Genomic DNA, 23,914 nt, shown 5'->3' with positions numbered 1-23,914 from the left:
GTGGACGGGTTACCACAACCGTTTCCTCATCCACCCGACCGGCGACAATTCCCTTATGGGACAAGGAAAACCGAAGATCGTCCTGCCGAAAAACGGACGTCGTCCCACCGGAGAAATGACGAACTCCCCGGTATCCGCGGGATACCGGGGAGTCCGGGGGCGGTCAGCCCCGGGCGTTCGGGTCGATCACGTCGCCGGCCAGTCCGGTGGCGGCGTCACCGAACGCACCGGTGGAGTCGACGACGCCCTGACCGGCCGCGGTGGCCGAGTCGACGGCGTCCTGGCCCGCCGTGGTGGCACTCTCGGCGAGGCCCTGACCGGTCTCGGCCAGCCCGCCGGTCGCCTGGGTGACCTGGTCGGCGGCGCCGGAAAGGTAGACACCGGTCAGTTCGCCGACCTTGTCGCCCGCGCCGCCCAGCAGTTCGGCGGCCTTTTCCTTCAGCGAGTCGAACAGGCTCATCAGGGGTACTCCTCGGATCGGTCGTGCGGAGGCGGCTGAAAGTTCACCGTACAGGACAAATCGGGCACGGTGCGCGATGGCCGTCGCTCCGGACAGGTGAAATCCGAGGAGCGGTCAGAGACAGGGCGGCCGGTAGCGGTCGATCGAGAGGCCGCGGAAGTCGAGCTTGTTCGGGGTCTTGCCGACGAAGACCAGGCCCCGAGCCTCGGTGAGCGCCGAGGCGAAGGAGTAGCCGGGCGTACCCAGCTCGGGCAACGTCGTCCAGACGGAGGGCTTGAAGCTGAAGAACTTCTTCACCAGCTTCCCGCCGGTCGACGGCACCTTCGTGAGCCACTTGTCCCCGCCGCTCCAATGCGAGGCGGGGCGCAGCTGGACGTAGAGGTCGTCGGTCGCGCTGTAGGTCATCCAGAAACCGGCGGATTTCGAGAGGTCCGCCTGCGCTTCGAACTGATTCCCCAGCCAGACGACGACAACGTGCCATTCGGCGTTCAGGAAGGTCACCTTCGCCGCGTAACCGCCGCGTTCGCGGACGAGCAGGCTGCCGGTCGGCGGCAGCGTGGTGCCCTCACCGGAGGCGAGCCATTGCTGCAAACGGTCGATCGACGGGGTGGCGCATTCACAGCCGTGCCCGCCGGACGCGTTCGCGACGGCGCCGGGGCCGATCAGCGACGCCAGGAGCATCGACGAGAGCACCGCGAGCGTACGAATCCGGGATTCTCCGCGCATTCCCGGAAGCTAGCACAGCGAACGCGAAAACCACCGTACAGCGCCGAAAGCGGCCGATGATGCCCCGCTCAGCGGAAACCGTCCTTTATGGACAGTGACCGCGCCCGGCGACCCTCACGCGAAAACGTCGCGAAAGCCACTTTCGCGACGTCTGATGTCCCGAAAGTGGCTTTCGCGACATGTGCGGCGAACGACTGGACAGGTGCGCATGACCAGAACGGACGACACACGTGATCAGACGGACGACACACGTGACTGGATGGACGACACGCTCGCGACCGGATCCCACCGAATCGTCACTCGATCACGCCCCGGCGCGCGCGCTCACCCGAGCAAGCCGTCGACCTCGGCGGCGAACAGCAGGGCGGGATCGAACCCCATACCGGCGAAATGCCCGGCGAGCTCGAGCGAAAGAACACCGTGGACACGGGTCCAGAAGGTGACGGCACGACTGAGCGCCCGGCCGTCATCCGGCTCCGCCGCGTACACCCGGAGCAGCACGGCCATGATCTCGTCCGAGATCTCCGTGGTGTCGCCAGGCGCGTGATAGCCGGGGATGGGCGTCCCATAGACGAACAGGTATCGCTGCGGATCCGCCAGTGCCCATTCCCTGATCGCGTAGGCGACTTCAGTCACGCTGACTGCCGCCTGGACGACGTCGGCGAGGCTTCGATACGCGTCGCGGACAAGGTCCGTGATCAGGTCGTCGCGACTGGGGAAGTACCGGTACAGCGCGGGACCGCTCATGCCGACGTGCTTGGCGATCGCGTTGAGGGACAGCGCGGACACCCCCGTCGTGGCCAACTGCTCCCACGCGTGCCGCTTGATCTCCGCACGCACCTGCGCCCGATACCGCTCACGCGAGGTCTCCACCAGCCACTCCCTTCCGATCAGTTAGAGGCTATCACTTTCCCTATTGACACTCACGTCGTTGTGGTTATAGCTTCTAACTATCGCAAGCATCGCTAACAAGGAGTCTTGATGAAGTCGCTCTATCGCACCGCCGCACTCGCCCTCCCGCTGGCGATCGGCCTGCTGGGCGGTGCCGTGGCCCCCGCCCAGGCCGCCACCACAGCCCCGCTTTCGTGCCAAGGAAAGACCATCGACACGAAGGCCCCGATCCACTACCGGACCGAGGCCCTGATCAAGGCACCACTGAGCAAGATCTGGCGTCTGCAGACCGACGTCGAACGCTGGCCGTCCTGGCAGGAGCCGGTGCTGAGCAGCGAACGCCTGGATCACGGCCCGCTGCGGAAGAACTCCCGGTTCCACTGGACCACCCCGGCACCGGCCACGGCCACGACCCCGGCCACCACGCTGTCGATCACCTCGACCGTCCACCAGATCCAGCGCGGCAAATGCCTCCGCTGGAGCGGGCCCGCGGTCGGCGAGGGTCTCGGCATCGACAACGGGATCCACGTCTGGAACTTCACCGAGGTCAAGGGCGGGGTGCTCGTCCGCACCGAAGAGAACTGGTCCGGCGCCCAGGTCGAGGCCGACGTGCCCACCGCGACCAAGTTCCTCGGCTGGGGCCTCGAAGCCTGGCTGAAGGACCTCAAGGCCACCGCCGAATCCCACTGCTGACCGCACCACACACCTCGGAGGAACCGATGTCCACCCAGACGCTCGACCGCGAAACCACCGTCCGCCGCGCCCCGCGTGCCGTCATCGTCTCGGCCTGGGCCGTACCGATCATGGTCGTCGGCCAATTCGCGATGCTCGCGATCGTCCCGGTCGCGCTCGTGCTGATCGGCACTTTGCGCGACGCCCGGCTCAGACCTCTCCGCTGGGGCGCGATCGCCCTCACCTCGGCCTACGCCACTCCCCTGGCGCTGTGAGCGATCGGCCCCGAAAGAGCGCAAAGCCTGTCCAAGGACATGCATCCCGTCTTCGCCGCGATCATCGTGGCCGTGGGAGTGGCGTTCGCCGTGTCCTTCCACGTCCTGCGCCGGAAGCGGGCCCATCGGTGAACGAGGGGATCACGCCGTAGGAAGCCTTCCGCGAAGCCCGGCGCAACGTCGCGAGCACGGCGGGCCCCAGCACCAGGATCGCCACCGTGTTGGTGATCGCGCGGCCGGTGTCCCAGCCCGCCGTCGAGGTCAGCAGGGTGAACACGGCGAAGCGGTGCAGGTTCTCCAGCAGCGGGGCGCCGGGCACGTAGGAGATGTGCCCGTCGTGGTACGGCACTTCGGCGTCGGTGATGAACGGCCAAAACCACAGGTTCATCAGGAATCCGAAGACGTACGCGACGAAGATCCCGTACACCACCAGCATCGCGATCTCCGCCTTGCCGGTGACGCGGCGGGGCAGCAGCCCTGCGCCCATCCCGATCCACGCCGAGCACATCATCTGGAACGGCAGCCACGGCCCCACCCCGGCGGTCAGCAGCGCCGAAGCGAACATCGACGTGCAGCCCAGCACGAAACCGAAGCCGGGGCCGAGTACCCGCCCGGCCAGCACCAGCAGGAAGAACACGGTCTCGATGCCCGCGGTCCCCGCGCCGAGTGGCCGCAGGGCGGCGTTCACCGCGGAGAGCACGCCGAGCATCGCGAGGGCCTTGGAATCCATGCCCCCTTCGGACATCTCGGCCAGCACGATGACGATCAGGATCGGCAGGATCGCGATGAACACGAACGGCGCGTCCGGGCCGTGCTGCATCGATTGCGGCTCGACACGGACAAGGAGCGGCCAGACGAACATCATCAGCCCCGCCAGCGACGCGAGGCCGAGCACAGTCGCCGAGCGGGGGCCGAGCCGGACCGCCGCGGTCACGAGACCTCCTGCGGAAGCGCGGACCGGACCTCGTCGACGGTGAGCCAGGGCTCGCCGAGGATCTTCGCGATCTGCGTGGCGAACGCCGGGGAGCCGCCGAGCACCTCACCGGTCGGGCCGTCCGAGACGACCTCCCCTTCCGCCATCACGAGCACGCGGTCCGCGATCGTCGCGACGAATTCGACGTCGTGGGTGGCCACGACGATCGCCTTGCCCTCCGCCGTGAGCGAAGCGATCATCCGCGCCAGCGCCGCCTTCGCGGTGTAGTCGAGGCCGCGGGTCGGTTCGTCCAGCAGCATGATCCGCGGGGCGGCCGACAACTGGACCGCGAGCACGAGCGCGAGACGCTGCCCCTCCGAGAGATCACGGGGATGCGACGCGGGATCGATGCCCGGAGCGAGCCTGTCGAGCAGTTCCCGGCACTTCCCCGGCTCCGCACCCGATTCCGCGTCGGCGGCTTCGCATTCGGCGGCGACGGTCTGCAGGTACAGCAGATCGCTCGCGGTCTGCGGCACCATCCCGACCAGGGCGCGTGCCGCGGCACTGCTCAGCGTCTTCGGGTCCTTGCCCTCGACGGTGACCTTGCCGCCTTGCCGCGGGCCGGAACCCTGCACCGCCCACAGCAGCGACGACTTGCCGGAACCGTTGCGCCCCATCATCGCCAGCACCTCGCCGGCGCGCAGGGCGAGATCGACCTCCCGCACCGCCACCTTCGGCCCATAGCGCACGACGACGCCGGACGCGGCCAGCAGTTCTTCGCCCACGGTCGTGTTTCGCGCGGGCGGAGCGCCCAACGTCAGCGAAGAAGCGCGCCGCCGGGCATCACGGACCGACATCGGCAGCGGATCCCAGCCCGCCAACCGTCCCAAGTGGACGATCGGCGGCGCGATGGGCATGTCCTTCAGCACTTCCGGTGGCGTTCCGTCGATCACCTCCCCGGTGCCCGGTACGTGGATCATCCGGTCCGCGAACGGGATCACGCGTTCCATCCGGTGCTCGGCCATCAGCACCGTCGTGCCGAGATCCTCCACCAGCCTGGCCAGCGTCGCGAGCACCTCCTCGGCCGCCGTCGGGTCCAGCGCCGACGTCGGTTCGTCCAGCACCAGCACCTTGGGATGGGTGGTGAGCACCGCGCCGATCGCCACCCGTTGCTGCTGCCCGCCGGACAGCGTCCGCAACGCGCGCCTGCGCAGTTCCGCGATGCCGAGGAGGTCGAGGGTCTCCTCCACCCGGCGTCGCATCACCTGCGGGCTCAGGCCGAGTTGCTCCATGCCGTACGCGAGTTCGTCCTCCACCGTGTCGGTGACGAAGCCCGCGAGCGGATCCTGGCCGACGACGCCGACCAGATGCGCGAACTCGCGCGGCGGCCGGGACCGCGTCGTCACGCCGTCGACGGACACCGTGCCTTCGAGGTGACCGCCGGTGAAATGCGGGACGAGACCGTTGATCGTGCCGAGCAACGTCGACTTGCCCGCCCCCGTCCGGCCGGCGAACAGCACGAGTTCGCCTTCACCGATGGACAGCGTCACGTCGGACAGCACCGGTTCGGCGCGGCCGTGATAGGTGAAGGAAACGTGGTCCAGTTCGATCATGCGTGCACTTCTTCTTCCAGTGCGGCGTAAGGAGGTTCGGGGGCCGGGGTGAGGAACGCGGGCAGCACGCCGATCAGCACCCCGAGCAACGGCACCCACGACAGCGACGGCCAGGACAGGCCGATCAGCGACGGGTTCATGTTCATCGGGTTCACCTCCGACGTCGTGAACAGGACGGCCGCGACGGCGATCCCGCTGAGGGCGACGACGATCTCCGGCGGCTGCCAGCGATCCGGCCGGTAACGCGTGCGCCGGACGCGTTTGCCCGCCGACCGGAATCCGGCGAGTCCGATCACGACCCCGGCGGAAAGCACCGGTGCGGCCAGGTATCGGGGCGTCGAACCGTCCAAAGTGGCGTAAACACCGACGCAGACGCCGAGCAGGCCGATGATCATCAGCGTGCCCGTGATCAGCCTGGCCCGCGCTTCGACCGTTCCCGCGCGGCCGTAGCCGCGTGAATCCATCGACGCGGCGAGCTGCAGCGAGCGGGAAAGCGCGTCCTCCAGTACCGGGATGAGGATGGTGTGCAGCGCCTTCACCTTCTTCTTCCCCGAACCGCCGCGCAGCCTGCGTGCCCGCCGGACCCGCAGCACACTCTCGGCGAGCTGCGGGAACACCGACAGCGCGACGATCACCGCCGTGCCCACCTCGTACAGCGCCGGCGGCATCGCCTTGAGCAGCCGTTTCGGGTTCGCGAGCGCGTTGGCCGCGCCGAGGCAGATCACCATCGTCGCCAACCGCATCCCGTCGTAGAGCCCGCCCAGCAACGATTCCGCGGAGACGTCGCCGAAGAGCCGGATACCCGCCGCCCATTCCGGCAGCGGGATCTCGGGCAGCCGCAGGATGATCGTGGCCCCCTCACCGCCGCCGAACACGACACGGAAGAACACCCGGATCGCGACGATGAACGCGCCGAGGTACAGGTAGAGCCGGAACGCCAGCGCCCACGGCGCCTCACTGCGGCGGGCCACGACGACGTACCCCGCGACGGCCACGATGGTCAGCAGCAGCCACGGGTTCGTCGTGCGGGTCGCCGCGACGGCGAGTCCGAGCGCCCACACCCACCACGCGGCCGGGTGCAGATCGCGCGGCAGGAAGTAGGACGTCATCAAACTCCTTGTGCGCGTTTGCGTCTGCGTGCCATCAGGAATCCCGCCACGCACAGCGCGAGTACCGCGGCTCCCGCGGCCCAAGGCGCCCAGCCGCCCGCTCCGGACTCGCGGTCGATCACCGCGTTGACGTCCTCGGCGTTCTCGCCGCCGGTGAACGCGACGTTCATCGACGGATCCTGCGCCTTCGGCCGTGCCGAAGCACTCGGGCGCGGTTTGGGCGGCGGCAGCGCGGCGGAACCCGGGCCCGCGGCCGGACCTTCTCCGGCACCCGTCGTCGGCTGGGAGCCGCCGGCCTGCTGTCCGTTCCCCGACGGCGGTCGCTGCTGGCGCTCGCCGGGGTCACCCGTGACCGGCTTGGCCTCCTCGCGCGGCACACAGGGCTGGCTCTCCGTGCCGGGCCGTACGGCGGAGACCCGCGGGACCGGGTTGCTCTGGGTGGTGGCGTTCAAGGAGAACGACCAGCCTTCGAAACCGCCGGGGATGAAGTCACGGTTCTTGACACCCCACTGGCTGTAGTCCCAGGCGCAGTTGTTCGAGGCGTGCCAGTAGGACCAATAGGCCTGAGCCGGAGGCGTGTCGACGCAAGGCTCACGGTAGTCACCGCGACCCGCGACGGGGACGGCCTCGGCCGCGGACGGGCGGTTCTCGACCCGGCAGACGAACGACTCACCCCAGCGCTGGACTCCGGCGATCTGGAAACCGGCGCCCTTGAGCGCGTCCAGCCCGGTGCCACGGGTGGTCTGGGGATTGCACCGCACGATGGTCGTCCCGCCGAGCTGCTGGAAGTCGACGACGACGGTGACCCCGGTGGCGTCCTTGCAGAACCCCGGATATCCCTTGCTCTGGTCGACCGCGTGCGCGGACGGCGCCGTGGCGGCGATCAGGAAGACCGCCGCCACCGCGGGAAGGACCCTTTTCACGGGATGGCCGGGTTCCTCGGCGTGACGCCGGGCGGCGGGTTGGTGGTCGCGGACTTGTTCAGCGAGAACGACCAGCCTTCGAAACCGCCCGGGACGACGTTGCGGTTGAGGGCGCCCGAGCTGCTGTAGGTCCAGGTGGAACCGGAACCGTCGGCGTTCCAGTAACCCCAGTACGCGCCCGCGGGCGGGGTGGTGACACACGCTTCCTTGTAGTTCGGGTTGGTCGTCAGCGGGAGCGTCTCCGTCGCGGACGGGCGCCCTTCCAGACGGCAGACGAAAGCGAGCCCCCAGCGCGCGGTGCCGGCGACCGCGATCCCCGCGTCCTGCAACGCCTTGATCCCCGTGCGGGCGGTACCCGGCGTGGCGTTGGGCGAGCAGCGGGTGATCGTCGGGGCGGCCAGCTCCTGGAAGTCGATCACGACCGTGACCCCGGTGCGCGCGTCGGCGCCGGTGCAGATCCCGGCGTAGCCCTTCGTGGTGTCGACCGCGTTCGCGGGTGCGGCGGACAGCCCGATGAGTCCGATGAGGACGGTCGTGACGGCGAGCAGCCTCTTCATGGTGTTACCCCCTTTTTCTTGGTGAAACGACGAAGTACGAAGACGAGCGCGATCGCGGTGGAGAGGAACAGCACGGCCAGCCCGGCGAGTCCCCAGATCAGCCATCCCGGCCGGTCGTCGGATTGGGCGGCGGCCAGCGCCGGTGTATCGGTGTCGGCGGTCAGCGGGAGCCGGATCGCGGGTGACAGCGGTGAATCCGCGGCCGTGAGCCAAGACCGGCCCGCGACCCCTTGTGCAGCGGCCGAACTGGTCGGGAAATCGGTCTCTCCCCCGGTTCCCTTGGCGAATCCGCCGTCCTGCTGGACGAGCTTGCCCAGCGAGCGCGCGGTTCCGGTCGCGTCGAGACCGGCGGTCTGCCGCGCGGCGGCGACGGTGGCGCTGAGCGCGATGTCCACCTCGCCGCCTTCTCCCGTCACCAAGCCCTCGCCGGTGGGCCGGACGCCGAGTGCGTCCACTGCGGAGATGAACGCCGACACGCGCCGTTCGGTCCAGCCGTCCGGGCGTCTGGTCGGCGGCGAGGCATCCGTGTGCGGACGGGCGACGAGCGCGGTGACCGCGGCGGCCGTCGCGGCGAGGTCGCCGGAACCGCATTCCGCGGTGTCGAGGTGCTTCGGGAAGGTCCCGTCCGCGCATTGGCGGGAGAGGAGCAGTTCGACCGCGGGGCCGGGGTCGGCGGCGGTGGCGAGGACCGCCCAAGCGTGCCGCTCGACCGTCCGATCGGCGTCGGCGAACGATCCGGTGTCGGTGAATTCCCCGTCGGTACCGCGCAGTTTCACCAGATCGGCACGCAACGGACCGGCGACGTCCGACTTCGCGAATTCGGCGACGAGCACGAGTTTCGCGAGCGGTTCGGCGTACGACGCCTGACCCTGTTCGTACGGCGCTCCGTGCGCGTAGGCCTGCACGGCTTCGGGCTTCAGCAGGAACTGCGAGGCGCGCGCGACCGCGTCCGGCTGCTGGTCCAACGCCCGTAAGGCCAGCACCACGTCGGCGGTGGCGTCGTAGTCGACGTAGGTCTTGCCGTCCTCGGTGACCTCGACGTGGTCGCCGCCGACGAGCCGGTTCGTCAGATAAGCCCCGAGTCGGACGGCCGGGGTCGCGGTGACCGGAGCGGCGATCGCCGCGACCGTCGACACCCGGGCGCCGGTGGACGCCTTGGGCGTGATGGATTTCTTGGGCTTAGGAGCGGGCTTGTGCGGCTGCGTGACAGGAGCCGGGGTTTCCGGGACGCCGGTGGTCGGCGGCAGGACTTCGCCCTTCGCGAGCGAGTGGAAACCGACCTGCGACAACCCGAGCGAAGCCTGGGCACTCGCGCGGATCCAAGTGTCGAGGCCGCTGATGCCGGAGGAACGCGCCGCCTCGTAGGAAGCCGGGTCGTAGGCGATCGCGCCGAGTTCGCCCGCGAGCTTGTTCCCGGAGTCGGCCGCGGCGTTCGCCTGCGCGGATTTGAGGAACCGCACGCCCTTGTCCACCGCCGCGTTCGCGCCGCCCGCGTCGACGAGCGCTTGGACGATCAGGCCGGTGCTGTTGGTGTTCGGCGCCTCGGTGCCGACGCCGCCACCCCAGCCGCCGCCGGGCGTCTGGTTCGCCTTGAGCCACGAGACGGTCTTGGCGATCGGGGCGTCGAGACCGGCCGCGCCCGCCTTCTTCGCGGCCAGCATCGCCGAGAGGGCGAGTCCCGTGGCGTCACCGTCGGTCGGGGAAAGGCCGAGCGGTTTGCCCTCGTCACAGGTCGAGACCTTGCGGCCGTCCGGGGTGACGTGGTCGCCGGTCTCCTTCGTCGGGATGTAGGAGAAGAGGACGCGGAAGTAGCCCTCGGAACACTGCTGGGTCAGCAGCCTGTCGATGGCGATCCGGTCGTTCTCTCCCGCCACGGCGAGCCCGATCACGCCGAGCGCCTGGCCGAACATGTTCGCGTTGTTGCTCACCGCGTCGGCGAGGGCCGGATCCTTGGAGTAATCGCTGACCCGGCCCTTGTCGGGGCCCTTGCGCATGATGGCCGCATGGGTCTCGGCGACCAGGTCGTAGCCGTCGAAGGCCCGCGGATTCCGGCCGGACACCTGGGCGGCGACCAGCGTCTTCGCCACGGCGCCGCCGACGATGATCTTGTCGTATCCGGCGCCGGGAGCGAGCCCGTCCCAGGTGAAGTAGTCGGTGGCGTGGCCCTGGTCGTCGAGGAACTTCACGATCGGCTCGGCCCGCGCGCCTTCGCCCGCGGCGTACATCGCGAAGAGCGCGTCGAGCATCAGGCCGTGGTCGGGCAATGAGCCGCCGCTGGGGTTGTCGAATGTGCCGTCCGGCTTCAGCTTCGTCGCGAGCCAGCGGGAATTCACCTTCGCCGCACCGGGATCGTTCGCCGCCGTCGCCGTCCCGCTGAGCGGTGCGGCGATCATGGTGACGATGACGGCGAACGCCGACGCGGCCAGATACCCGCGGCGCATGACTCCTCCTTGCGGCATGGCGGAGGACAGCGCGGGACGCCGCAGTCACCCCTGTTTATCGCGACAGTGGTTCGTACGTCCGCCCGTTCGGTATCCCGGCTCGCCCTGCGAGGGGCCCACGGTTGCGCGACAGCGCCGGATTTCGACCGGCTTCCCCGTCACGGGCGGCGGTGTTCTGTTGTCGAGCCAGCCGAGGTTAACACCTGTTCACCGTCGGTAGGTACCACCGGCAAGTCGGTCGTGAGGATCACATGGGCACCCGGCGGTATCCCGCACCCGACCGGGGTGAGAGTCTTCAGGCGCGGTCGTGGGGGAAGTCCGGTGAGAGTCCGGCGCTGTCCCGCAACGGTGTGCCTTCCAGGCGAGCCCGGTCACCCACATCGCACGGTGTCACCGACTCCTGTCGTGGAAATGCGGGAAAGGGTTCTCATGAGACGTTTGGTTTTCGCTGTCGCCGTACTGTGCGGCATCGGGCTGGTCGCCGCTCCGGCGGCGGCCGCGGCCACTCACGACAAGGCGGACGCCGCCGCGGGCTGGCTCGCCAGGCAGATGACCGACGGCGAACGGTTCGAGGCCGACTTCGGCGGTCAGAAGTTCCCCGATCAAGGCCTGACGATCGACGCGATCTTCGCGTTCGCCGCGGCCGGCGTGTCGGACACGAACGCGGGCAAGGCGATCGCCTGGCTCGCGAAGCCGGAGGTCACCACCGGCTACGTCGGGGGCGGCACCGAGGCCTATGCGGGCGCGCACGCCAAATTGATGCTCGCCGCGCAGATCCGGGGCAAGGACCCGGCGTCGTTCGGCGGCGTCGACCTGAAGGCGGGCCTGCTCTCGCTGCTCACGCCGTCCGGCCGGTTCTCCGACCGATCCGAGTACGGCGACTACTCCAACGCCCTCTCGCAGTCGCTCGCCCTCCTGGCGCTGGACCGCACCCCGGGCGGTGCCCCGGCGTCGGCCGTGACGTTCCTCGCGGGCACCCAGTGCGCGGACGGCGGTTTCCCGCAGAACTTCGGCGAAGCGACGTGCACGAGCGACGTCGACGCGACCGCGACGGTCGTGCAGGCCTTGCGCGCCGTCGGCGACCCGGTGAACGCCCGCGAGGGCACGTCGTGGCTGGTCACGAAGCAGCACGCGAACGGCGGCTTCGGCGTCGGCGCGAACGCGCCCAACGCCAACAGCACCGGCCTCGCCGCGGAAGCGCTGGCCGGTCATCGTCCCGCCGCCGCGGTCAAGGCGCGGGAATTCCTGCGGTCGCTGCAGACCGGCTGCGCCGGCGCCGAGGCCGACCGGGGCGCGATCGCCTACGACGCCACCGGTCCGAACCCGACGACCGCCCCGCGCGCGACCGCGCAGGCGATCCTCGGTCTTGCCAGGGTTCCGCTGAGCGACCTGCACGGCGGTGGCCGTCCGCAAGCCCCGGTCCTCGCCTGCCCGTGAGGTGAGACCGTTCCCGTAACTCGCGTGATTGAAGACCGAACTCGCGTGATTGAAGGCGGAACTCACGTGTTACGCCTTCAATCACGCGAGTCACGCCTCTGAGCACGTGAGTCACGGGCAGCGTCACTCGCCGGCGGCGACGCGGCGCGCGAGTTCCACGCGGGACCGCACCCCCAATGCGGTGAAGATGTTCCGCAGGTGGTGGTCCACCGTCCGGTGGCTGATCACCAGCCGCCGCGCGATCTCCTTGTTCGTCTCCCCCGCCGCCACCAGCCGGGTGATGGCGTCCTGTTGCGGCGTGAGGCCGGCGAGCGATCGGTGCGGAGCGTCGACGGTCTCGCCCGCCGCCCGCAGCCCGGCTCGGGCCCGTTCGGCGAAGCGGGTCGCGCCGACGTTTTCGAAGCCGCGCAAGGCATCGCGGAACTGGTCTCGGGCGTCACGGGTCCGGCGATGCCGCCGCAGCAGGGTGGCGTACGCGAACCTGGTCCTGGCGAGTTCCACCGCGCCGCCCGCCCGCCGGTGCGCCTCGATGGCCGACTGGAAATGTCGTTCCGCCACACCGGGATCCGACGCCATCAGCGCGTGACAACGGTGGCTCAACGCGAGCCAGCAGGGTTCCGCCCCGGCCAGCGTCCAGCGGTCGAACACCTCCAGCGCGGAACGGGCGCGTTCGGGACGTCCGGCACAGACGGCCGCCTCGACGAGTTGCGGTGTGGCCAGCACGCGGATCACCGGCTGGTCGCCGGAGACGCCCGAAGCGAGATCTTCGAGTCTGCTCAGCGCGTCGTCGGGCCGGTCCTCGGCCAGGTCCAGGCAGGCGTACGCCCACGCGGCGACGGCGGCGGGCCTGCCGAGCCCACGTTCGGCGATGCCCTCGGCCGCCTCGTCCAGCTCCGGCGCACGGTCGCCGAGGAGCGCGGCGGCCAGCCCCAGCAACGTCAGGTGTTCCATCCGCAGGTTGTGGGGCGCGCGCAGGCCGTCGCGGGACGCCGCCCGCGCACACGGGATCCGGTCGAGCGCGATGGCCGAAAGCGCAAGATAGACCAGCGCCCACGGCAGTTCGGCGTGGCGTTCGCCGAGCCGCGCGCGGCTCACCGCGGCCGCCGCGTACTCATGTGCCTGTTCCGCGTGCCCGCGGGCGAAGGCCGCTTCGGCGGCCCAGACGGCTCCGGCGACGTCGGTGTCGGCCATCCCCTTGGCGACGGCTTCCTCCAGCGGGACGACGGCGTCGTCGTGCCGTCCGGCGTAGACCGACGTCAAACCCCGGAAATGCGCGAAGGCCAGCCCTTCTCCGGCCGGGACCGTCCGCGCCAACGCCCGGTAGCCACCGAGGTCGCCGCCGAGCCTCCGCGCCTCGCCCGCCAGCAGCAGCGCGGCGGCCGGATCGGGCAGCAGTCGCGCCGCCGTGCCGAGTTCGTGGGTGGCGACGGCGGGATCGCCGTCGCGCAGCTCGATCTCCCCGTGCAGCAACGCGACCGCGCCCGGTTCGGCGTCGGCCCTGGACAGCAGCAGCCGCGCCCACCCCGGTCTGCCCGCCTGCCAGGCCGCGTCCGCCGCCGCCAGCAGCCGGGCCGCCCGCAATCCCGGATCGGCGGTCAGCGCGGCGGCGCGTTCGAGATGCCGTGCCGCCGCCGCGTGATCCATCGCGGGCGCCGCGGCGAGCGCGTCCGCGAGTGGCTCGGACGGCGTGGCAGTCGCCATCGCGCGATGCCAGAGCGCGTCCGGCCCCTCCTCGGCCGAGGCCAGCCGCGCGTGCGCCGCCCGCCGGTCGGCCGGTGAAGCCGCCGCGTACCAAGTCGCCTTCCGCGCGGAAAAGTCCATACAGGTGCCGAGAAAACGCAGACGCTCGTCGAGCGGCATCGCGTCGAGCTCGGCCGTGTACCGAGGCAGCCGGTCACGCAGGATCGGCGAAACCGGCTCCCGTCCGGCCGCCTGCGCGGACGTAAGCGACGCCGCCAGTGCGACCAGATCGGCGGGGTTCCCGTCGCCCAGTTCGACCAGCTGCGGGCGTACCCCGGCGGGCACACCGCGGTCGCGCAGCACTTGATCGGCGGCGGATTCGCTCAACGGTGGCAGCTCGACGGAGTCGAACTCGTCCGACCCGGATCGCGACGCGAGCACCATCCCGACCGGCGCGCCCGCCAACCGCCGGGCGGCGAAACCCAGTGCCGCCAAGGATTCCTGGTCGATCCAGTGCGCGTCGTCGACCCAGCAGATCGTCGGAGCCGAGACGGCGCCGAGCCGGTCTCGCGCTTCCGCGCCGCTGGAGACCGACGCGCCGAACATCCGCTGCAGGGCACCGTACGGCAGCGTGCTTTCCGCCCGCAGGCCCCGCACCCCGACGAGCCGGACGCCGAGGGTGGCGCGCAGCTCGGCGAGCAGGGCCGACTTGCCCAGACCCTCCGTGCCGCGGATCAGCACGGCGCGCCCGGCGGCCGAGCGCAGCCCGCCGAAGAGGTCGTCCCTGCCCCGCAACGGGTACACAGGCATCCGCGCCTCCTCGAGCTCCCTCTCGATGAAACACCAGGCGCAAGTGTTTCACAAGGTCTTGCTCGGCACCCGTCCTTCCACCAGCGCTCCGAGCAGCGTGGACGCCGCGTCGAGATCGGGGGTCCGGGAGGCGAGGACGTCCGAATACAGGAACGCCTCCCCCAGCCGCACGATGGCGTAGCAGAGGCTGTCCAGCCCGACGCTGGGCTCGAAGCCGCCCGCGTCGACGTCGCGGCGCAGGAGCTCGACGTGCGCGGCGATCACCCTCGGCTGGACACGGCCGTCCGGGTCGGTGAGCAGCCTGATCGCCAGCACCGGCTCGTCGTCGAGGAAGCGGCGGAACCCCGCGCTCGCCGCCAGCACCGACCGGTACTCCCGCATGATCGCGAGACAGCGCAGTTCGCCGGCCGCGTTGCGCACCACGTCGCCCTCTTCGCGCTCCCAGGTGCGCGCGGCGGCCGTCAGGGTGCGCTCGGACAGGTAGTAGAGGGCATCACCGAGCAGGTCTTCCCGGTTTCCGACGCGACGGAACAGGGTGCTGCGCGAGATGCCCAGATCCTGGGCGAAGGCGGAGGTGTCGACGCGGACACCGCGATCGATCCACCGGGCCGCCGCGCGGACTATGTCCTCGGCTGAGGGATTCACGATCGCCGATCGTACGGGCGCCCGGCCCGGCGGGGGCGACCGCGGACCAAGACCGGCGATTTCACCGATGCAGGCGCCTCCGTCCGTTTGTCAAAGTCCATCACCACGGACTGTGTTCAACGGCGAACGGAGACGGCACCATGCGTAGTACGACCCGGATCCTTTGTGGACTGGCCACCGTCGCGGCACTCACTGTCGCCCCCACGGCCTACGCCGCCGAGAACCCCTACGAACGAGGACCGGACCCGACGGAAAGCAGCATCGAAGCCTCGCGCGGCTCCTTCGCGGTGTCGCAGACCTCCGTGTCGAGCCTGGCCGTCACCGGCTTCGGCGGCGGAACCATCTACTACCCCACCAGCACCGCGCAGGGCACGTTCGGCGCGGTCGCCATCTCGCCGGGATTCACCGCGACGCAGTCGAGTATCGCGTGGATCGGCCCGCGGCTGGCGTCGCAGGGCTTCGTCGTGTTCACGATCGACACCAACACCATCTACGACCAGCCCGACAGCCGCGGTGACCAGCTGCTGGCCGCACTCGACTACCTGACCCAGCGCAGCACGGTCCGCTCCCGCATCGACACCTCCCGGCTCGCCGTGGCCGGGCATTCGATGGGCGGCGGCGGCTCGCTCGAAGCGGCGCAGGACCGGCCGTCGCTGCAGGCGGCGGTGCCGCTCGCGCCGTGGAACACGCAGAAGTCGTGGTCCTCGCTGAGGGTGCCGACGTTCATCATCGGCGGCGAGTCCGACACGGTCGCTCCGGTGGCATCGCATTCGATCCCGTTCTACACCAGCATTCCCGCCTCGGCGGAGAAGGCGTACATGGAGCTGGACAACGCGAGCCACTTCTTCCCGAACACGGCGAACACGACCATGGCCAAGTACACGATCTCGTGGCTGAAGCGGTTCGTGGACAACGACACCCGCTACGAGCAGTTCCTCTGCCCCGCCCCGGACGACCGCGCGATCAGCGACTACCGGGACACGTGTCCGCACGCCTGAGTGTCCTCGGCCCCGGCGCGCCCGCGCCGGGGCCCCCTTCCGCCGTTGGGAGTTCTTGCGTGACCCTGTCGACCTTCGAGATGTCCGGCGTATCGGTGACCTTCGGTGGTCTCGTCGCGTTGTCGGACGTCTCCCTGACCGTCGCGCCGGGCCGGGTGCTCGGGGTGATCGGCCCGAACGGGGCCGGCAAGACCACGCTGTTCAACGTCGCCTGCGGTTTCGTCCGGCCGGACACCGGCGGGCTGACCTGGCGCGGCACGGAACTGCGGCGGCTGCGCCCGCATCACCTCGCCGGCCTCGGCATCGCGCGCGGCCTGCAGGAACTCGGCCTGTTCGACCGGATGACCGTGCTGGAGAACGTGCTCGTGGGCGCGGGCAGGCACGCGAAATCCGGCTTCTGGTCTTCGCTGCTGGGGCTGACGAAGGACGAGAAGGCCCTGACCGAGCGGGCGATGACGCAGCTGGAGGACTTCGGCATCGCCGACGTCGCCCAGCGCTATCCCACCAGCCTTCCTTACCCGGTAAGGAAAAGGGTCGCTTTGGCGCGAGCGCTGGTCAGCGAACCCGACCTGCTGTTGCTCGACGAACCGGCGGGCGGCCTGTCGTCGGCCGAGATCGACGAGATCGGCACGCTGGTCCGCGGTCTGACCGAACGCATGTCGGTGATGCTCGTCGAGCACCATATGGATCTGGTGATGGGGGTCTGCGACGAGATCGTGGTGCTGGACTTCGGCAGGGTCATCGCCCGCGGCACCCCTGACGAGATCCGCGCCGATCCGGCGGTCCAGGCGGCCTACCTCGGCGAGGAGGTGGCCGGTGCTGACCGTTGAGCGACTCTCGGCGAGCTACGGCCCGGTGCGCGCACTCGATTCCGTGAGCCTTTCGGCCGCCGAAGGCGAGATCACCGCGGTGCTCGGCGCGAACGGCGCGGGCAAGACCACGTTGCTGCGCACCATCTCCGGCCTCGTCCGCCCCTCTGACGGCCACGTCCGTCTCGGCGGCAGAGACTTGAGCCGAGTGTCCACAGAGGACCTTCCCGCGCTGGGGATCGCGCATGTTCCCGAAGGCCGCGGCGTACTGGCCGAACTGACCGTCGAGGAGAACCTGCGGCTCGGCGCGCTCGGGGCCCGCGGCCGGGTGACGACGGCCGACCTGCGCCGGATCTACGACCTCTTCCCCGTGCTCGCCGACCGCAAGAACGGCCTCGCGCACGTCCTTTCCGGCGGCGAGCGGCAGATGCTGGTCATCGGCCGCGCGCTGCTCTCCCGGCCCAAGGTTCTGCTGCTCGACGAACCGTCCTTGGGGCTCGCACCCAGGATCGTGGCGCGGATCTTCGGGCTGCTGCGCGGTCTCGTCCACGAAGAAGGCCTGGCCGTCGTGCTGGTCGAGCAGAACGCGCGCAGCGCGCTGTCCATCGCCGATCACGGCGTCGTGCTCAACCTCGGGCGGGTCGTCGTCCGGCGGGACGCGGCCGCGCTCGTCGCGGACGACGCGCTCCGGCACGCCTACCTCGGATTCTGAAAGGGAGCTTCGTGCAGCAACTGCTCACCACCGCGCTCACCGGCCTGACGCTGGGCGTGGTCTACGCCGCGTTCGCGCTGGCGCTCGTGCTGATCTGGCGGGCGACGCGGATCGTGAACTTCGCGCAGGCGCCGATGGCGATGATCACCACCTACGTCGCGCTCGTCCTGATCGACGCGGGTTGGTCGTATTGGGCGGGTTTCGCCGTCGCCCTGCTTTCGGGCCTGGTACTCGGCGCGCTCGTGGAACGGTTCGTGATCCGGTTCGTTTCGGGGAAACCCGAGATCAACGCCGTCATCCTGACACTGGGGCTGTTCATCGTGCTGCACGCGCTGGCGGCGCTGGTGTTCGGTTCGCGGTACCGGTCGTTCCCGGCACCGTTCGGGCTCACCGGTTTCCAGGTCGGCGGCACGACGATCGCGCTGACCGGGTTCGGCGTATTCACCATCGCGGCCGTCGGCGTGGTGCTGATCGGGCTCGTGGTGCTGTTCCGCGGTACCGATCTGGGCCTGCGGATGCGGGCCGCGGCCTTCGACCGCGAGGTGGCCCGCCTGCTCGGCGTGCGGGTCGGGCGGATGCTCACGCTCGGCTGGGCGCTGGCCGCGCTCGCCGGTTCGCTGTCGGGTCTGCTGATCGCCGGCGGCGGGTTGGTCCATCCGTCCTATATGGACGGTGTGGTGGTGTACGGCTTCGTCGCCGCGGTGCTCGGCGGGCTGGACAGCCCGGTCGGCGCGGTCGTCGGCGGCGTCGTCCTCGGCCTGTCGCTGAGCCTGGTGAGCGGCTACGTCGGCGCGGAGCTGGTGCCTCTCGCCGCGTTGGCGCTGCTCATGGTGGTGCTGCTCCTGAAACCCGGCGGCCTGTTCACGAGCGTCCGCGAACGGAGGGTCTGACGTGCTGCGACGTCATCTCCTGAGCGCGCTCGCCGCGTTGGTCGTCGTCGTGCTCGTGCTGGAGAACTCCGGGCCGTACCTCACCGCGCAGTTCACCACGATGGCGTACCTCGCGATCGCGGCGGGCGGTCTGACCGTCCTGACCGGACTCAACGGGCAGCTCTCGTTGGGACACGGCGCGCTGATGGCGGTCGGCGCCTACTCGACGGCGCTCCTGCTGAAGTCGGATGCCTTGCCACTCCTGGTGATCCTGCTCCTGGCGATGGTGCTCACCCTCGCGGTCGGGGCGCTCGTGGGTGTCGCCGCCGCCAGGCTGCACGGACCGTATCTCGCCGGGGCGACGCTCGCGCTGGCCGTCGCCGTCCCCGGGATCCCGTTGTTCTTCGGCGAAGCGCTCGGCGGCGAGCAGGGCTTGCCCGTACGGATGCCGGAGATCCCCGGCTGGCTCGCGGACGCCGCGTACTTCGTCACCGGCCAAGACCTCACCTCGATCCGTTACCTCGCTTACCTTTCGTGGTTCGCGGTGATCGCCGTGTTCGTCCTGCTGGCGAACCTGTCGCGCGGTCGCGTCGGACGCGACTGGCGGGCGGTCCGCGACGAGGACGTCGCCGCCGAGCTGGCCGGGATCGACCTCGGCCGCACCAGGGTGCGGGCGTTCGTGGTCAGCGCGGGATGCGCGGGCCTGGCCGGGGCGCTCATGGCGTTGTCCGCGCGGCTGGCGGCGCCGAGCGGTTTCGCGCTGACGCTCTCGCTGTTACTGGTGTCCGCGGTGGTGCTCGGCGGTCTCGGGAGCCTCACCGGAGCGCTCGCCGGGGCCGCGCTGCTGACCTTCCTGCCGCCGCTGGTGACCGGCGCGGGAACGGATCTCGGACTGTCCGACGTACAGGCCGCGCATCTGGCGCCGTTGATCTACGGCCTGGTCACCGTCCTGATCGTGCTGCTCGCACCGGCGGGCCTCGCCGGCGGGCTGCGGAAACTCATCCACTGGAGGCGAAGTTCATGAAACGCTGGACCAAGGCCGTGGCCGTCTTCCTGGCCGTGACGGTCACCGCCGCCTGCGGCGCGGGCGGCAGACCCGAGGGCGACCAGAAGGGCTCGACGGTCGGCGTCACCGACACGACCATCAAGATCGGGGCGCATTTCCCGCTGACGGGCGTCGCCGCGCCGGGCTACAGCGAGATCCCCAGTGGACATCAGGCGTACTACGACTACGTGAACGCGAACGGCGGCGTCCACGGCCGCAAGATCGAATTCGTGGTGAAGGACGATGGCTACAACCCGACCACGACCAGCGCCGTCACCAACGAACTGGTGCTCAAGGAAGAGATCTTCGCGATGGTCGGCGGCCTCGGCACGCCGACGCACAGCGCCGTCGTCGACTTCCTGAACAGCTCGAAGGTTCCGGACTTGTTCGTGTCGTCGGGTTCGCTGCGCTGGGGCGACGACCCGAAGAAGGCGCCGTTCACCTTCGGCTGGCAGCCGGACTACGAGATCGAAGGCAAGATCATCGGCGACTGGGTGCGCAAGAACCTGCCGAACGCCAAGGTCGGCCTGTTCCTCCAGGACGACGACTTCGGCCGCGACGGCGAAAAGGGCGCGCGGCGCTACCTCGGCGAACAGATCGTGGAAGTCGCGAAGTACTCGCCGGGCAACACAGACATCGCGCCACAGATCGCGAAACTCAAGGCCGCGGGCGTGGATCTGGTACTGGGCTTCACCGTTCCGTCGTACACCGCGCTTTCGCAGCTGGCCTCGCTGAAGATCGGGTTCAAGCCGAAGTGGTTCTACAGCAACGTCGGTTCCGATCCCGCGCTCGTCGGTTCCCTGCTCGCGCGGTTCTCCGAGGGCAAGGTGACCAACGGCGCGTCGCTCATCGACGGCGTGGTCACCACCGAATACCTGCCCGGGGTCGACGCGCCGGACAACGCGTGGACGAAGCTGTGGCAGAACGTCTGGAAGGCCCACGGCAAGGGCGGCGACCTGACGAACTACCGCATCTACGGCATGGCGCAGGCGTACACGTTCGTCCAGGCGTTGCAGGGGGCCGGAAAGCACCTGACGCGGGAACGGATCGTCGAAGTTCTCCAGCAATCCGGGAAGACGTTCGAGGGACCAGGCCTCGCGCCGTTCCGCTACACCGGCGACAACCACCTGGGCATTTCCGGGATGTCGGTGGTCGAACTCAAGGGAGGCGTCGGCAAGGATCAGACACCGGTACTGGTGACCGACCTCGGCGACGCCCCCATCGAGGCGAACGACTCGGCGGCGAACGACGCGCCGCCGCCGGACGGGATCGCCGGTAGCTGAGTCATTGTGCGGGCAGCACGCGTCCCCGCACCTCGCCGAACCCGATCCGCGAGCCGTTCGCGCCGGGCGCGGTGCCGGTGATCACGACCTCGTCGCCGTCCTGCAGGAAGGTGCGCTCCTCCCCCTTGACCGTGAGCGGTTCCTTTCCGCCCCAGGACAATTCGAGGAACGCGCCGCGCTGGCGCTTCTCCGGTCCGGAGATCGTGCCGGAGCCGTACAGGTCACCCGTGCGCGACGAGGCGCCGTTGACCGTCAGGTGCGCGAGCATCTGCGCGGGTGACCAGTACATCTCGCGGAACGGCGGGCGGCTGACCTCCTCGCCGTTCCATTCGATGACGAGGTCGATGTCGAGCCCCCACGGGTCGCTCTCCCGCAGGTACGGCAGCGGTTCCGGATCGGTCTGCCCCGGCAGCGGGATCCGGGCGGCTTCCAGCGCCAGGATCGGCACCACCCACGGGGAGATCGAGGTTGCGAAGCTCTTGCCGAGGTGCGGGCCCAGCGGGACGTACTCCCACGCCTGGATGTCACGGGCCGACCAGTCGTTGAGCAGGACGGCGCCGAAGACGTGGCGGGGGAAGTCGTCCGGCGTGATCGGGGTGTTCAGCGGCGTCCCGGTGCCGACGACGAACCCCATCTCCGCCTCGATGTCGAGCCGCGCGCTCGGCCCGAACACCGGCGCCGTGTCGGCCGGGGCCTTGCGCTGACCGTTCGGGCGCACGATGTCCGTACCGGAGACCAGAACCGTGCCGGAGCGCCCGTGGTAACCGACCGGGAGGTGCTTCCAGTTGGGCAGCAACGGTTCCGCGTCGGGGCGGAACAGCCTGCCGACGTTCGAGGCGTGGTGTTCGGAGGCGTAGAAGTCGACGTAGTCGGCGACCTCGATCGGCAGGTGCGGTGTCACCCGTCCGATCGCGTGGACCGCGCCGTCGGGGAGTTCGCCGGACACCAGGTCACGGATCCGCTCGCGGACCGCCACCCAGCGGTCGTATCCCTGCGCCATGAACGGGTTCAGCGTCGGCGCGGCGAACACGTCGTCGCCGAGCGCCGCGGCCAGGTCGACGACGGAATCGCCGACGCGCACGCCGACGCGCGGGGAATCGCCGCCGACGGAGAACACGCCGTACGGCAGGTTGTCGATCCCGAACAGGGAGCCTGCGGGGATGTCGATCGTGGTCATGCCTCTCCTCGGGGCGCCTCGAGCAGGCCGAGTCCGGCCAGTTCGGTCAGGGGGTCGGTGATGCTGCAGGTGCCGAACGACGTGAAGCCCGCGCGGAGGGCGGCGACGCGATCCGCGTCCAGTGCGCGGAGCCGCTCGGCGACGACGGCGCCGTCTCGTTCGGCGAGAACGGCTTCGGCGTCGCCGCCGGTGAGGACGGCGTCGGTGGCGAGCATCAGGTTGAGGAAGCCGTGCTGTTCGAAGCCGGTCTCCGGATCGGTGTTGCGGAGGGCGTGGTGCAGCCCCGCGGTGGCCTTGAACGGCACCCCCGCCGCGACCGCCGCACGGACCGCGGCGGCGAGTTCGGCTTCGTCGGGGTACAGGTCGGCGCGGACGCCGCCGGTGCGGAACTTCGCTTGGTGACCGGTGCCGGAAAGGGCGGTCAGCAGCGGGACGCGCCGCTCGTCACGCGGGATCTCGACGAAGACCGGCGCGGTGGCGCGGGAAAGCGCGGCGAGCAGCTCGTCCGGGCCCATCCTGTCCGGGACGGCGATCTCGAGCGCTTCGAGTTTCACCGGGAGCTTCGCGACGGCCTCGTTCACTCCGTCGAGCTGCGCGGGTCCGCCGGGCAGGGTCACCGAGACCGGCAGCGGGGTCTCGCGACCGTCCAGCACTTCGGCGAGGTCGCCGAGCGCTGTCGCGGCGATGACCAAGGGCCCGACCAGGCCGGCGTACCAGGCACCGAGGTGCTCATCGTGTGCGGCGACGGCGTCCGGCAGTGGAGCCAGGCCCGGCGGGAACACCGCGGCGTCGTCGCACAGCCCGGCGAAGAGCGCGGGAATCGGTCCGCCGTCCACCATGGTCTCCTCCTCGCCGATTTAGTTCACACTTTGACTATCCATCGGGCAGCGTAGTCCGGTCTTCCGGGCGACGGGAAGGCCTACTTGCGGCTCCGGGTGCCGAACTCGGCGCGGCTGGTGATCAGCTTGCCCAGCAGCATCACGAGGATGCGCTGTTCGGTCTCGGTCAACGCGTTCGTCCAGCCGAATTCGCGTTCGTTGTGCTCGCGGAAGACCGAGACCATCTCCTCTTGTCCGGCGTCGGTGAGCGACAACCGCACCGAACGTCCGTCGCGCTCGTCAGGGGCCCGGTCGAGCATCCCCTCGGCGACCAGCGTCTTGACCAGATTCGACACCGCGGCCCGGCTCATCCCGGTCAGCCGGGCGGCACTGGTCGGTTCGAGCGGTCCGGCGAGCCACACCACGAACAGCAGCCGGAACGCCGACCAGGACCGTCCGCGCGGCCGGTGCACCGCGGCTTCGAGATCGTAGGTCACCAGGTCGGAGGCGCGATTGAGGGTCAGCAGCACCTCGGTCGCCAGCTGGTGACGGAAGCCGTACTCCTGCGCGAGCCGCCGGTTCGCCAGCGCCACGAACGACCAGAAGTCCAGTCCGGCCGCGTCCACGTCTTCCATCGGCGCACAGTAACCCGGTCCTGCGAAAATGGTCAAAGTCGAAACTACTTTTGGCAGGCGGGGTGATGTCGGCGCTGGAGTGTCCCCAATGCGGCATTGGGGACACTGAGCGTCTCCGATGTCACATTGGGGGCCGGTAGAAGTAAATGAAGGCCTCCTTGAGGGACCCAGAGTCCCTCAAGGAGGCCTTCACGGACTGGACGATTGCCGCACGAGCGATCTTCCGGACCTGCATTGGCCGCGGCCACGATCGGCCGGTCCGTGAAGGCCTCCTTCCCTACCTTCAGGGTAGGAAAGGAGGCCTTCACTACCTCCAGGGTTCGACGAGTAACCCATAGGCATTTGGAGCTTCCTCCATCCAGTCGGCGTGATCATGGAGGTTTCTCCATGGCGAGACGTCGGTCCCGCCCTGTTTG

The 23,914-nt window shown here is 69.8% G+C and carries 23 protein-coding genes and 2 riboswitches; of the genes, 9 read left to right on the top strand and 14 right to left on the bottom strand.

Annotated elements, in window-relative coordinates; genetic code table 11:
* Positions 1–163: 163 nt before the first annotated feature.
* The 3 genes from AMK34_RS39605 to AMK34_RS39595 all read right to left on the bottom strand — a co-directional run bounded on the left by AMK34_RS39605 (position 164) and on the right by AMK34_RS39595 (position 2,059).
* Positions 164–460 carry a hypothetical protein gene (locus AMK34_RS39605; protein ID WP_073848953.1) on the bottom strand — a complete coding sequence of 99 codons (297 nt, stop codon included), beginning with the start codon at positions 458–460 and terminating at the stop codon, positions 164–166.
* 114 nt (positions 461–574) lie between these two features.
* Positions 575–1,153 (bottom strand): hypothetical protein, encoded by a 579-nt coding sequence (locus AMK34_RS39600; protein WP_038511175.1) that lies wholly within the window; start codon positions 1,151–1,153, stop codon positions 575–577.
* A 357-nt stretch (positions 1,154–1,510) separates the two neighbouring features.
* Positions 1,511–2,059, bottom strand: a complete 549-nt coding sequence (locus tag AMK34_RS39595) for a TetR/AcrR family transcriptional regulator (RefSeq protein ID WP_241832964.1) — start codon at positions 2,057–2,059, stop codon at positions 1,511–1,513.
* Between the two features lie 108 nt (positions 2,060–2,167).
* Between AMK34_RS39595 and AMK34_RS39590 the strand changes: the two genes are divergently transcribed.
* Together AMK34_RS39590 and AMK34_RS43885 are read left to right on the top strand one after the other, a co-directional pair.
* The gene (locus tag AMK34_RS39590) at positions 2,168–2,770 is read left to right on the top strand and encodes an SRPBCC family protein (protein WP_073848950.1); all 603 of its coding nucleotides are present in this window, start codon (positions 2,168–2,170) and stop codon (positions 2,768–2,770) included.
* 26 nt (positions 2,771–2,796) lie between these two features.
* Entirely contained in the window at positions 2,797–3,024 is a 228-nt protein-coding gene (locus AMK34_RS43885) for a hypothetical protein (protein WP_338020573.1), read from the top strand.
* A 61-nt stretch (positions 3,025–3,085) separates the two neighbouring features.
* Here AMK34_RS43885 and AMK34_RS39580 read toward each other — a convergent pair whose 3' ends face one another.
* From AMK34_RS39580 to AMK34_RS39555, 6 genes are read right to left on the bottom strand one after another with little or no spacing between them, the layout of a single operon-like run.
* Entirely contained in the window at positions 3,086–3,958 is an 873-nt protein-coding gene (locus AMK34_RS39580) for an ECF transporter S component (RefSeq protein ID WP_198941835.1), read from the bottom strand.
* Positions 3,955–5,550 carry an ABC transporter ATP-binding protein gene (locus AMK34_RS39575; RefSeq protein ID WP_038511164.1) on the bottom strand — a complete coding sequence of 532 codons (1,596 nt, stop codon included), beginning with the start codon at positions 5,548–5,550 and terminating at the stop codon, positions 3,955–3,957. The genes AMK34_RS39580 and AMK34_RS39575 overlap by 4 nt, the downstream gene beginning before the upstream one ends.
* The gene (locus AMK34_RS39570) at positions 5,547–6,659 is read right to left on the bottom strand and encodes an energy-coupling factor transporter transmembrane component T (RefSeq protein WP_073848948.1); all 1,113 of its coding nucleotides are present in this window, start codon (positions 6,657–6,659) and stop codon (positions 5,547–5,549) included. Before AMK34_RS39570 ends, AMK34_RS39575 begins: the two co-directional genes overlap by 4 nt.
* Positions 6,659–7,582: an ABC transporter substrate-binding protein gene (locus tag AMK34_RS39565; protein ID WP_073848947.1), complete on the bottom strand. Its 924-nt coding sequence runs from the start codon at positions 7,580–7,582 to the stop codon at positions 6,659–6,661. The genes AMK34_RS39570 and AMK34_RS39565 overlap by 1 nt, the downstream gene beginning before the upstream one ends.
* A complete protein-coding gene (locus AMK34_RS39560; protein WP_038511159.1) occupies positions 7,579–8,139 on the bottom strand; it encodes a hypothetical protein in 561 nt (186 codons plus the stop codon). The genes AMK34_RS39565 and AMK34_RS39560 overlap by 4 nt, the downstream gene beginning before the upstream one ends.
* Positions 8,136–10,580, bottom strand: coding sequence for a hypothetical protein (locus AMK34_RS39555; RefSeq protein ID WP_073848946.1), 2,445 nt, complete (start codon positions 10,578–10,580; stop codon positions 8,136–8,138). The genes AMK34_RS39560 and AMK34_RS39555 overlap by 4 nt, the downstream gene beginning before the upstream one ends.
* A gap of 89 nt (positions 10,581–10,669) precedes the next feature.
* A riboswitch (cobalamin riboswitch) is annotated at positions 10,670–10,736 on the bottom strand.
* A gap of 92 nt (positions 10,737–10,828) precedes the next feature.
* A riboswitch (cobalamin riboswitch) is annotated at positions 10,829–10,977 on the top strand.
* Between the two features lie 32 nt (positions 10,978–11,009).
* Here AMK34_RS39555 and AMK34_RS39550 point away from each other — a divergent pair.
* Positions 11,010–12,017: a prenyltransferase/squalene oxidase repeat-containing protein gene (locus AMK34_RS39550; RefSeq protein ID WP_073848945.1), complete on the top strand. Its 1,008-nt coding sequence runs from the start codon at positions 11,010–11,012 to the stop codon at positions 12,015–12,017.
* A 123-nt stretch (positions 12,018–12,140) separates the two neighbouring features.
* Here AMK34_RS39550 and AMK34_RS39545 read toward each other — a convergent pair whose 3' ends face one another.
* Both AMK34_RS39545 and AMK34_RS39540 read right to left on the bottom strand, forming a co-directional pair.
* The gene (locus AMK34_RS39545) at positions 12,141–14,507 is read right to left on the bottom strand and encodes a helix-turn-helix transcriptional regulator (protein WP_073848944.1); all 2,367 of its coding nucleotides are present in this window, start codon (positions 14,505–14,507) and stop codon (positions 12,141–12,143) included.
* A gap of 48 nt (positions 14,508–14,555) precedes the next feature.
* Entirely contained in the window at positions 14,556–15,152 is a 597-nt protein-coding gene (locus AMK34_RS39540) for a QsdR family transcriptional regulator (protein ID WP_038511150.1), read from the bottom strand.
* Positions 15,153–15,292: 140 nt separating this feature from the next.
* On the opposite strand from AMK34_RS39540, the gene bdeA reads away from it, so the two are divergent.
* Genes bdeA through AMK34_RS39510 form a run of 6 tightly spaced genes read left to right on the top strand, consistent with a single transcriptional unit; the run spans position 15,293 to position 20,868 of the window.
* Positions 15,293–16,150: a bis(hydroxyethyl) terephthalate hydrolase gene (gene bdeA / locus AMK34_RS39535; RefSeq protein ID WP_073848943.1), complete on the top strand. Its 858-nt coding sequence runs from the start codon at positions 15,293–15,295 to the stop codon at positions 16,148–16,150.
* Positions 16,151–16,209: 59 nt separating this feature from the next.
* Positions 16,210–16,980: an ABC transporter ATP-binding protein gene (locus tag AMK34_RS39530; RefSeq protein ID WP_143202754.1), complete on the top strand. Its 771-nt coding sequence runs from the start codon at positions 16,210–16,212 to the stop codon at positions 16,978–16,980.
* The gene (locus AMK34_RS39525) at positions 16,967–17,671 is read left to right on the top strand and encodes an ABC transporter ATP-binding protein (protein WP_143202753.1); all 705 of its coding nucleotides are present in this window, start codon (positions 16,967–16,969) and stop codon (positions 17,669–17,671) included. Before AMK34_RS39530 ends, AMK34_RS39525 begins: the two co-directional genes overlap by 14 nt.
* Positions 17,672–17,682: 11 nt before the next feature.
* Positions 17,683–18,561: a branched-chain amino acid ABC transporter permease gene (locus AMK34_RS39520; protein ID WP_073848941.1), complete on the top strand. Its 879-nt coding sequence runs from the start codon at positions 17,683–17,685 to the stop codon at positions 18,559–18,561.
* A gap of 1 nt (position 18,562) precedes the next feature.
* Entirely contained in the window at positions 18,563–19,564 is a 1,002-nt protein-coding gene (locus tag AMK34_RS39515; protein ID WP_073848940.1) for a branched-chain amino acid ABC transporter permease, read from the top strand.
* On the top strand, positions 19,561–20,868 hold the full coding sequence (locus AMK34_RS39510) for an ABC transporter substrate-binding protein (protein WP_073848939.1): 1,308 nt from the start codon (positions 19,561–19,563) through the stop codon (positions 20,866–20,868). Before AMK34_RS39515 ends, AMK34_RS39510 begins: the two co-directional genes overlap by 4 nt.
* Position 20,869: 1 nt before the next feature.
* On the opposite strand, the gene fahA is transcribed toward AMK34_RS39510, so the two are convergent.
* The 3 genes from fahA to AMK34_RS39495 all read right to left on the bottom strand — a co-directional run bounded on the left by fahA (position 20,870) and on the right by AMK34_RS39495 (position 23,498).
* The gene (fahA, locus tag AMK34_RS39505) at positions 20,870–22,045 is read right to left on the bottom strand and encodes a fumarylacetoacetase (protein WP_073848938.1); all 1,176 of its coding nucleotides are present in this window, start codon (positions 22,043–22,045) and stop codon (positions 20,870–20,872) included.
* The gene (locus tag AMK34_RS39500; RefSeq protein WP_073848937.1) at positions 22,042–22,884 is read right to left on the bottom strand and encodes a hypothetical protein; all 843 of its coding nucleotides are present in this window, start codon (positions 22,882–22,884) and stop codon (positions 22,042–22,044) included. Before AMK34_RS39500 ends, fahA begins: the two co-directional genes overlap by 4 nt.
* Positions 22,885–22,964: 80 nt before the next feature.
* Positions 22,965–23,498 (bottom strand): MarR family winged helix-turn-helix transcriptional regulator, encoded by a 534-nt coding sequence (locus AMK34_RS39495; protein ID WP_073848936.1) that lies wholly within the window; start codon positions 23,496–23,498, stop codon positions 22,965–22,967.
* Positions 23,499–23,914 lie beyond the last annotated feature (416 nt).

Origin of the sequence: Amycolatopsis sp. CB00013 (assembly GCF_001905755.1) — a bacterium.
GTDB classification, from domain to species: domain Bacteria; phylum Actinomycetota; class Actinomycetes; order Mycobacteriales; family Pseudonocardiaceae; genus Amycolatopsis; species Amycolatopsis japonica.
Note: the sequence above shows the minus strand (reverse complement) of the source record. Positions and strands in the feature narration are given on the sequence as shown.

Coding starts and splice junctions, on each gene's coding strand:
- AMK34_RS39605 (WP_073848953.1), bottom strand. CDS start 460: ATGAGCCTGTTCGACTCGCTGAAGGAAAAGGCCGCCGAACTGCTGGGC.
- AMK34_RS39590 (WP_073848950.1), top strand. CDS start 2,168: ATGAAGTCGCTCTATCGCACCGCCGCACTCGCCCTCCCGCTGGCGATC.
- AMK34_RS43885 (WP_338020573.1), top strand. CDS start 2,797: ATGTCCACCCAGACGCTCGACCGCGAAACCACCGTCCGCCGCGCCCCG.
- AMK34_RS39575 (WP_038511164.1), bottom strand. CDS start 5,550: ATGATCGAACTGGACCACGTTTCCTTCACCTATCACGGCCGCGCCGAA.
- AMK34_RS39570 (WP_073848948.1), bottom strand. CDS start 6,659: ATGACGTCCTACTTCCTGCCGCGCGATCTGCACCCGGCCGCGTGGTGG.
- AMK34_RS39560 (WP_038511159.1), bottom strand. CDS start 8,139: ATGAAGAGGCTGCTCGCCGTCACGACCGTCCTCATCGGACTCATCGGG.
- AMK34_RS39555 (WP_073848946.1), bottom strand. CDS start 10,580: ATGCGCCGCGGGTATCTGGCCGCGTCGGCGTTCGCCGTCATCGTCACC.
- AMK34_RS39550 (WP_073848945.1), top strand. CDS start 11,010: ATGAGACGTTTGGTTTTCGCTGTCGCCGTACTGTGCGGCATCGGGCTG.
- AMK34_RS39545 (WP_073848944.1), bottom strand. CDS start 14,507: ATGCCTGTGTACCCGTTGCGGGGCAGGGACGACCTCTTCGGCGGGCTG.
- bdeA (WP_073848943.1), top strand. CDS start 15,293: ATGCGTAGTACGACCCGGATCCTTTGTGGACTGGCCACCGTCGCGGCA.
- AMK34_RS39510 (WP_073848939.1), top strand. CDS start 19,561: ATGAAACGCTGGACCAAGGCCGTGGCCGTCTTCCTGGCCGTGACGGTC.
- fahA (WP_073848938.1), bottom strand. CDS start 22,045: ATGACCACGATCGACATCCCCGCAGGCTCCCTGTTCGGGATCGACAAC.
- AMK34_RS39500 (WP_073848937.1), bottom strand. CDS start 22,884: ATGGTGGACGGCGGACCGATTCCCGCGCTCTTCGCCGGGCTGTGCGAC.
- AMK34_RS39495 (WP_073848936.1), bottom strand. CDS start 23,498: ATGGAAGACGTGGACGCGGCCGGACTGGACTTCTGGTCGTTCGTGGCG.